This window comes from Seonamhaeicola marinus (assembly GCF_008085455.1).
Genome location: NZ_VSDQ01000582.1, coordinates 1 through 397 on the forward strand (window position 1 = coordinate 1; position 397 = coordinate 397).

At 31.0% G+C, this 397-nt stretch carries 1 protein-coding gene; it reads left to right on the forward strand.

Annotated features, from left to right (window positions below; all coding sequences use genetic code 11):
* The coding region (locus FUA24_RS10620) for a POTRA domain-containing protein (protein WP_317131949.1) at positions 1-397 on the forward strand (397 nt) is incomplete at both ends.

Below are 397 nucleotides of genomic sequence, written 5' to 3' on the forward strand. Positions count from 1 at the left end.
CTTGTATTATGTATATTGTTTGTATGTGCTAAAATTGGTGCGCAAGAGTATGTTAATAGCGTAAAAGTACAAGGTAATAAAAGGCTTAAAGCATCTTTTGTTAAAAAGATAAGCACGGTTAAAGCAGGAGGCGTGTTAGATTCTTTACAGCTAAACCAAGACACGGAGTTTTTAAAACGATTACCTTCAGTATCACACGCTTATTATCAGGTTTTTAAAACTGAAACAGGTAATTATAACGTTGTTTTTAATATTGAAGAAAGTTTCACTTTAATACCTTCACCCAGTATTTATACTACAAATAATGGCGAATTTGCCTTTAGAATAGGACTTACAGAGTTTAATTTATTTGGTCAAAATATTGGTTTAGGAGCTTTTTATCAGCATGATATTTATG